Source organism: Bacillus sp. Cr_A10, assembly GCF_029222665.1.
GTDB lineage: Bacteria > Bacillota > Bacilli > Bacillales_A > Planococcaceae > Psychrobacillus.
Map to the genome: position 1 here is coordinate 133,250 of NZ_JARHXR010000011.1, position 8,706 is coordinate 141,955.

The window sequence follows — 8,706 nt, forward strand, 5'->3', positions numbered from 1 at the left end:
GTTATCCTGTTTAAACACAACTTATGCACATGTGGATAAGTAGTCGTAAGTAGATAAAAATAGAGTTATCAACAAATCCACAGGCCCTATTACTATATCTATTATTCTTTTAAATAAATAATAATTATATAAGTGAGGTAACAAAATGAAATTCGATATAGCAAGAGATAGTTTGTTAGAAGGATTAAATAATGTAATGAAAGCAGTAAGTTCTAAAACAACAATTCCAATATTAACTGGGTTAAAATTAGAAGTTTTAGATAAAGGACTTTACATTACCGGAAGTGATTCAGATATCACCATACAGACATTTATTCCTGTAGAGAAAAACGGAGAACAAATTATACGAATTACAGAAACTGGTTCCATTGTTTTACAAGCAAGAGTCTTTAATGAAATTGTACGTAAACTTCCAACAAATGATGTAGAGATTGAAGTAACAAACCAATTTCAAACACATATACGATCAGGTAAATCTGAATTTAATTTAATTGGACTTGATGCATCTGAGTATCCATTACTTCCACAGATTGAAGAGAATCATCAATTTTTCATCCCATCTGATTTATTAAAATCAATTATTAAAGAGACAGTGTTTGCTGTATCAACTTCTGAAAGTCGCCCTGTACTTACTGGTGTTAACTGGGTAGTAAAAGATGGGGAACTTCATTGTGTAGCGACAGATAGTCACCGTCTTGCTAGAAGAAAAACAGCTGTCAAAGACTTACCTAACGAAGAATATACTGTGGTTATTCCAGGTAAAAGCCTAAATGAATTAAACAAAATCTTAGAAGAGACTTCTTCAGAAGTAGCAATCGTCATTACGCCACAACAAATTTTGTTTAAAACGGAAGATGTTTTGTTTTATTCTAGATTACTTGAAGGAAACTATCCGGATACTTCCAGATTAATACCTAGTGAATATAAAACGACGATTATCGTAAACGGTAAATCATTATTGCAAGCAATTGATCGTGCTTCTTTACTCGCTAGAGAAGAAAGAAACAATGTAGTTCGTTTTACAACGATTGGACAGGGTCTGGTTGAGGTATCATCCAATTCACCGGAAATCGGAAATGTAGAAGAACAAATTCAAGCGGAGTCAATTGAGGGAGAAGAATTAAAAATTTCCTTTAGTGCAAAATATATGATGGATGCATTAAAAGCAATTGATGGACAAGACATAAAAATTCTGTTTTCAGGAGCAATGAGACCTTTTGTATTGAAGTCGGTCCATGATGACTCCATCCTGCAACTTATATTACCAGTAAGAACATATTAATATTTTTGATAGTCACAAAGGTGGCTATCTTTTTTTTACTTATTTGCTGATTTAGAGTAAAATGAAGGGATAATGAAAATGAGAAGAGGTTGAATTACTTTTGGAAGAGATTCGTTTTGACTCAGAATTTATCACACTTGGTCAATTATTGAAAATGACGGATGCAATAGATTCGGGTGGAATGGCTAAGTGGTTTTTAAGCGAAAATATTGTTTATGTAAATGGTGAAGTGGATCAACGAAGAGGACGTAAACTTCGAAATAAAGATATAGTGAATATTCCAGGAGTAGGAAGATTCCAAATGGTTGGACCAGAGAACGGGGATTGATATGTACATTGAACGATTAGAATTAAAAGATTACCGTAATTATGATTCAATTCAATTGGATTTTTCCTCTAAAATTAATGTCTTTATCGGAGAAAATGCGCAAGGAAAAACAAATTTAATGGAATCTCTTTATGTTTTATCAATGGCTAAGTCTCATAGAACAGCTAATGATAAAGAATTGATACGCTGGGAAGCAGACTATGGTAAAATAAAAGGTGACATTCAAAAAAAATATGGTCGTTTACCTTTAGAATTATTATTATCAAAAAAAGGTAAAAAAGCTAAAGTTAACCACCTTGAGCAAACGAAGCTTAGTAATTACATTGGACAGTTGAATGTCGTTATGTTTGCTCCAGAAGATTTATACTTAGTAAAAGGTAGTCCACAAGTCAGAAGACGATTTCTTGACATGGAAATCGGACAAATTTCCCCTGTTTATTTACATGATTTACTTCAATTCCAAAAGATATTAAAACAACGCAATCATATTTTAAAACAGCATCAAGGGAAATCACTGTTAAACGATGTCATGTTTGATGTATATACAGAACAATATATAGATGCAGCTATAAAAGTTATTCAAAAAAGATATCAGTTCATGGAATTATTACAAAAATGGGCTGAACCAATTCATCTTGGTATTTCTAGAGGTCTTGAAAAGTTGACCGTTTCCTATCAAACATCTTCTGGTATACATGCAGAGTGGACTGAAAGTGAGATGAAAGAATTTCTAGAAAAGAAATTATTTGAAAGCCAAAAAAGAGAACTTGATAGAGGCATAACCCTTACTGGTCCTCATCGAGATGATCTTCAGTTTTTTGTTAATGACTACGATGTACAAACATATGGATCTCAAGGACAACAGCGTACAACTGCATTATCGTTGAAGCTTGCGGAAATTGAATTGATAAAACAGGAGGTAGGTGAAGCTCCTGTTTTATTGCTGGATGATGTTTTATCTGAATTGGATGATTATAGACAGTCACATTTGTTAAATACTATACAAGGCGACGTTCAAACATTTGTTACTACTACAAGTGTAGATGGTCTTACACATGAAACGATTCAACAAGCACAATTGTTTCATGTGGAACAAGGTGCAGTCGTAATAAAATAATAATCTAAATACTGAATATTAGTTTTTAGGATTTATAATATATTAATAATTTTTTATTCACCATTATTGAAGTAATGAAAGAGTGGGTGAGCAAGTTGGCTATGGAAGAAAAAGAATTAGAATCACATTATGATGCTGATCAGATACAAGTGTTAGAAGGACTAGAAGCTGTTAGAAAACGTCCGGGTATGTATATTGGTACAACTAGTTCAAAGGGACTTCACCATCTTGTATGGGAAATCGTTGATAACAGTATTGACGAAGCACTTGCAGGTTATTGTGATCATATTATTGTTACAATAGAAAAAGACAATTGGATTCGAGTAGAAGACAATGGACGAGGTATCCCTGTCGACACACAAGAAAAAATGGGTAAGCCTGCTGTTGAAGTTATCATGACTGTTCTCCATGCTGGTGGTAAATTTGGCGGTGGAGGCTATAAAGTATCCGGTGGACTACATGGTGTTGGTGCTTCTGTTGTAAATGCACTTTCCGAGTATACAGAAGTATATGTTAAGAGAGATGGAAAAATTCATCGTATTAAATTTGAACGTGGAGATGTCATTTCCCCATTAGAAGTTATCGGAGAATCCGAAGAAAATGGAACAACAACACGATTTAAAGCGGACGCTGAAATTTTTACCGAAACAACTGTGTATGAATTTGATATTTTGGCTCATCGTGTTCGAGAATTGGCTTATTTGAATCGTGGATTACAAATTACAATTGCGGATGAAAGAGAAGGCCAAGAAAAGTCCATTAAATATCATTATGAAGGCGGAATAAAATCATACGTAGAAGATTTAAATAAATCAAAAGAACCTATTACAGAAGAAGCAATATTTGTTGAGGGTGAAAAAGAAGGAATCTCTATTGAGATTGCTATGCAATATAATGCGGGATATTCATCTAATATTTTATCTTTTGCAAATAATATTAATACGTATGAAGGTGGAACACACGAGTCAGGATTCAAAACAGCCCTTACTCGTATCATCAATGACTATGCTAGAAAAAATGGTTTGTTAAAAGAGGCAGATACCAATTTATCAGGTGATGATGTTCGTGAAGGACTAACTGCGATAGTATCTGTTAAGCATCCAGATCCTCAATTTGAGGGACAAACTAAAACTAAGCTAGGAAACTCAGAAGTTAGTACTATTACGAACAGCTTATTTTCCGAAGGATTTGATCGATTTTTATTAGAAAATCCTCAGGTTGCTCGAAAAATAGTCGATAAAGGCTTGATGGCTGCAAGAGCTCGAGTTGCCGCAAAAAAAGCTCGTGAATTTACAAGAAGAAAATCAGCTTTAGAAGTTTCAAGTCTACCTGGGAAATTAGCGGATTGTTCATCTCGTGTTCCTGCAGAAAGTGAACTGTACATCGTAGAAGGTGACTCTGCCGGTGGATCAGCAAAATCAGGACGAGATCGTCACTTCCAAGCTATTTTGCCATTACGTGGGAAAATATTAAACGTGGAAAAAGCACGTTTAGATAGAATACTTGGAAATGCTGAAATTCGAGCGATGATTACTGCATTAGGTACTGGAATAGGCGGAGAATTCACTTTAGAAAAAGCCCGTTACCACAAAATTATTATTATGACCGATGCTGATGTCGATGGAGCTCATATTCGTACTTTATTACTTACTTTCTTCTTCCGTTTTATGAGACCTTTAATCGAGGCAGGTTATGTATATGCTGCACAGCCACCTTTATATCAAGTAAAACAAGGGAAGCATGTAGAATATTGCTATAACGACGAACAATTAAAAGAAATTTTAGATCGTTTACCTAAAACATCGAAACCTAATATTCAACGATATAAAGGTTTGGGTGAAATGGATGCAGACCAACTTTGGGAAACGACAATGGATCCAGATGTTCGTACATTGCTTCAAGTAAACTTAGATAATGCCATGGAAGCTGATGCTGTATTTGAACAATTAATGGGTGAGGACGTAGAACCAAGACGTCAATTTATAGAAGAAAATGCAGTATATGTGAAGAATTTAGATATTTAAGTAAGTGTGTGACTGGAGGTCTTGAGAATGTCGGAAATACCGAATAAAGGTGTTAAAGGGATCAATATTAGTCAAGAAATGAAAACTTCTTTCCTTGATTATGCAATGAGTGTAATTGTATCCCGTGCATTACCAGATGTTCGTGACGGCTTAAAACCCGTTCATCGTCGAATTTTATATGGTATGCAAGAATTGGGGAATACACCGGATAAGCCTCATAAAAAGTCTGCTCGTATAGTAGGAGACGTAATGGGGAAATACCATCCACATGGTGACTCCTCTATTTACGAAGCGATGGTACGTATGGCTCAAGATTTTAGTTATCGTTATATGTTAGTAGATGGCCATGGTAACTTTGGGTCTGTTGATGGAGACGGAGCAGCTGCCATGCGTTATACAGAATCTCGTATGTCTAAGATTGCACTAGAGTTGTTGCGAGATATCAATAAAAACACAATCGACTATAAAGATAACTATGATGGCCAAGAAAAAGAACCAGTAGTATTGCCTAGTAGATATCCAAACTTGCTTGTAAATGGTGCTTCTGGGATTGCAGTAGGGATGGCAACTAATATCCCTTCTCATAACTTAGGAGAAATAATTGATGGAGTTCTAGCATTATCTGAGAACCCTGCAATTACCATTGAAGAGCTAATGTCTATTATTCCAGGTCCTGACTTTCCAACTGGTGGTATCATTTTAGGGCGAAGTGGTATTCGTCGCGCTTATGAGACAGGTAGAGGATCAGTTTTAATTCGTGCTAAGGTTGAAATTGAACAAAAAGCGAGTGGTAAAGAAGTAATTATCGTTACAGAATTACCGTACCAAGTAAATAAAGCACGCTTAATCGAGAAAATCGCAGAGCTCGTTCGAGATAAAAAAATTGATGGCATTACCCATTTAGCAGATGAATCTGACCGTAATGGTATGCGAATTGTTATAGAAGTTCGAAAAGATGCTAACTCAAATGTATTATTAAATAATTTATATAAACAAACTGCTCTACAATCTAGTTTTGGTGTAAATATGCTAGCACTTGTAGATAACCAACCAAAAGTCTTAAACATAAAAGAAATGCTTTACTACTATCTTGAACACCAAAAAGTAGTTATTCGTCGCCGTACACAATTTGAGTTAAATAAAGCTGAAGATCGAGCACATATTTTAGAGGGTTTACGTATTGCGTTAGATCATATTGATGAAATCATTGCATTAATTCGAGCTTCTCAAACAGGAGAAGAAGCGAAAAATGGACTAATGGAGAAATTCAATTTATCTGAACGACAAGCTCAAGCAATCCTGGATATGCGTTTACAACGTTTGACTGGTTTGGAACGTGACAAAATTGAAGAAGAATATAATTCATTAGTTAAATTAATTGAAGAGTTGAAGTTTATATTAGCAAATGAATATAGAGTACTTGAAATTATTAGAGAAGAAATTACAGAAATAAAAGATCGTTATGCCGATAAACGTAGAACTGAAATTGTTGCAGGAGGAGCAGAAGTTTTAGAGGATGAAGACTTGATTCCAGTTGAAAATTCTGTTTTAACTTTAACAAATAAAGGGTATATTAAACGATTACCTGCAAATACGTACAAGAGTCAAAAACGTGGTGGCCGTGGAGTTCAAGGGATGGGTACGAACGAGGATGATTTTGTAGAGCATCTATTGTACACATCTACCCATGATACAATCTTATTTTTCACTAACAAAGGTAAAGTGTATCGTGCAAGAGGGTTTGAAGTTCCTGAATACGGAAGAACAGCGAAAGGATTACCGATTGTTAACTTGCTAGGTATCGAAAGAGATGAACAAGTTACAGCGATGATCCGAATGGCATCATTTGAAGAGGATAATTATTTCATCTTCACGACTAAACATGGTGTAACTAAGCGATCTCCTGTTTCTGGTTTTGCTCATATTCGAGCAAATGGATTGATTGCTATTTCCTTACGTGACGAAGATGAGCTGATTGCTGTACGTTTAACAGATGGAAACAAGCAGATTATTATCGGAACACGTCAAGGAAAATTAGTTCGATTCGAAGAAACAGATATTCGATCAATGGGAAGAACCGCTAGTGGTGTTAGAGGTGTTCGACTAAAAGATGACGACTATGTAGTAGGTATGGAAATTATTGAACCTGGTCAAGAAATTTTAGTTGTAACTGAAAATGGTTACGGAAAACGTACACCAGAATCCGAATACCGTTTACAAAGCCGTGGTGGAATGGGCGTTAAAACCTGTCAAATCACCGAAAAAAATGGCCCATTATGTGCAGTTAAGGCAGTAGATGGAACAGAAGACTTAATGCTAATTACTATAAATGGTATGCTCATTCGTATGGATGTTAATGATATTTCTGTAACAGGCAGAAGCACTCAAGGTGTCCGATTAATGAGATTAGCAGGAGATGAGTTAATAGCAACCGTAGCTAAAGTGAAAAAAGAAGATGATGAAGAAATAGGAGAAGAGGATTCTATAAATGAAGTGGAGACCGAGGATTCCATTAATGAAGTAGAAGAATCATCAATCGAAGAAAATGAGTAAATAAATTACCCCTAAGCAAACATATTTGCTTAGGGGTGTTTTTTTGCATATACAAAAATCGTGAAAATTTAGTATAATTAAGGAAATTAAAAGGACAAAAGGAGTGAATACATTGGATTATATATTAGAGAATCTAGAAGAACTAAGATTAGGCAGCACAATTGCGGAAGATATCTTAGTAAATACAAAGACTCCTATTATTCGAAAAGATACGAAAATATTGAGAGAGCATATACAAGTATTACGTGCTTTTAATATAAACAAAGTTCCAGTAACTATAGATAATATGTTCAATAGATCTGATGAAGAGATAATGAGACTAAACGATGAAAAAGCCAAGAAAACTATAATAGAAAATAATGCACCAGAAATTAAAACAAACTTTGCTCAATTATATAACGAAGCCGTTAGTAATTATCATAAGGAATTTTTAGCATGGGAATCTGGAATGAAGGTTGATGTAGCTAGGCTACGAAATATCATTATGCCTTTAGTAGAAAGAGCATCGGCTGATCGACAATCTCTTTTTTATTTAAATAACTATTCTACAAAAGAAAAATATATTGCTCATCATTCTATCGCTGTAGGGATACTTTCTGGTGCGATAGCAAAGAAGTTAAACTATTCTAATGGTGAAATTATTCAAATAGCAACTGCCGGTTTAATGGCTGATACAGGTATGGCAAAGGTAAATTCAAAAATTAGAGATAAAAAGTCTCACTTAACAGAAGCGGATTTTTCAGAGATTAAGAAGCATACAATTTATAGTTTTCAGATGATCAAAGACAGTCCATTACTTAAACCTGAGATGAAGCTTGCTATTTTTCAACATCACGAAAGATTAGATGGTAGCGGATATCCAAAGGGTGAAAAAATGGAAAATGTATCGATTTATTCACAAATAATTGCTGTTGCCGATGTTTTTCATGCAATGACTTCCGAAAGGATCTATCGAGCAAAAAGTTCTCCTTTTAAAGTATTAGAAATGATTAAAGAAGAAGAGTTTGGTAAGTATAATATTCAAGTTGTAAATGCTTTAATATCTCTTGTAGGTGCAGTACCTATTTCAACTCGAGTACTTTTATCGAATGGAGAAATAGGAGAAGTAGTTTTTTTACATAGAGATTCACCATTCCGACCGATGATTCGATTAACTGAAAATGGTGAGATAATTGATTTAAATGCAAAACGATCGTTTTATATTGAAGCACTTGTATAATAATATAGAGAGAACTCTTTCCTTACTTTTAATGATAATGAAAGAGTTTTATATTTTATTTAGATAAAGTATTGACATGTGTATCGTATCTTGGTATTATAGAGAAGTCGTCAAAACAAGACGGCAACATGAACATTGAAAACTGAACATGCAAAACGTTAAGACATATAGCTTGATAGACTA

6 protein-coding genes are annotated in these 8,706 nt (G+C 34.5%); all 6 read left to right on the forward strand.

Going from position 1 to position 8,706, the window contains the following annotated elements; translation table 11 throughout:
• Window positions 1-145 precede the first annotated feature (145 nt).
• The 6 genes from dnaN (at window position 146) to P2Q73_RS13805 (ending at window position 8,523) form a co-directional block, all read left to right on the forward strand.
• On the forward strand, window positions 146-1,282 hold the full coding sequence (gene dnaN / locus P2Q73_RS13780; RefSeq protein ID WP_053591129.1) for a DNA polymerase III subunit beta: 1,137 nt from the start codon (window positions 146-148) through the stop codon (window positions 1,280-1,282).
• A gap of 100 nt (window positions 1,283-1,382) precedes the next feature.
• Complete coding sequence (gene yaaA / locus P2Q73_RS13785; RefSeq protein WP_053591128.1) at window positions 1,383-1,610, forward strand: S4 domain-containing protein YaaA; 228 nt, start codon at window positions 1,383-1,385, stop codon at window positions 1,608-1,610.
• Window position 1,611: 1 nt separating this feature from the next.
• Complete coding sequence (gene recF / locus P2Q73_RS13790; protein ID WP_053591127.1) at window positions 1,612-2,727, forward strand: DNA replication/repair protein RecF; 1,116 nt, start codon at window positions 1,612-1,614, stop codon at window positions 2,725-2,727.
• 101 nt (window positions 2,728-2,828) lie between these two features.
• Window positions 2,829-4,751 (forward strand): DNA topoisomerase (ATP-hydrolyzing) subunit B, encoded by a 1,923-nt coding sequence (gyrB, locus tag P2Q73_RS13795; protein WP_053592251.1) that lies wholly within the window; start codon window positions 2,829-2,831, stop codon window positions 4,749-4,751.
• Between the two features lie 27 nt (window positions 4,752-4,778).
• A complete protein-coding gene (gene gyrA, locus P2Q73_RS13800; RefSeq protein ID WP_053591126.1) occupies window positions 4,779-7,304 on the forward strand; it encodes a DNA gyrase subunit A in 2,526 nt (841 codons plus the stop codon).
• A gap of 112 nt (window positions 7,305-7,416) precedes the next feature.
• On the forward strand, window positions 7,417-8,523 hold the full coding sequence (locus P2Q73_RS13805; RefSeq protein WP_275788180.1) for an HD-GYP domain-containing protein: 1,107 nt from the start codon (window positions 7,417-7,419) through the stop codon (window positions 8,521-8,523).
• The last annotated feature ends 183 nt before the right edge of the window (window positions 8,524-8,706 follow it).

Bases quoted from the DNA above. Each gene is read 5' to 3' on its own strand.
- gyrB (WP_053592251.1), top strand. From the start codon at position 2,829: ATGGAAGAAAAAGAATTAGAATCACATTATGATGCTGATCAGATACAA.
- recF (WP_053591127.1), top strand. From the start codon at position 1,612: ATGTACATTGAACGATTAGAATTAAAAGATTACCGTAATTATGATTCA.
- dnaN (WP_053591129.1), top strand. From the start codon at position 146: ATGAAATTCGATATAGCAAGAGATAGTTTGTTAGAAGGATTAAATAAT.
- gyrA (WP_053591126.1), top strand. From the start codon at position 4,779: ATGTCGGAAATACCGAATAAAGGTGTTAAAGGGATCAATATTAGTCAA.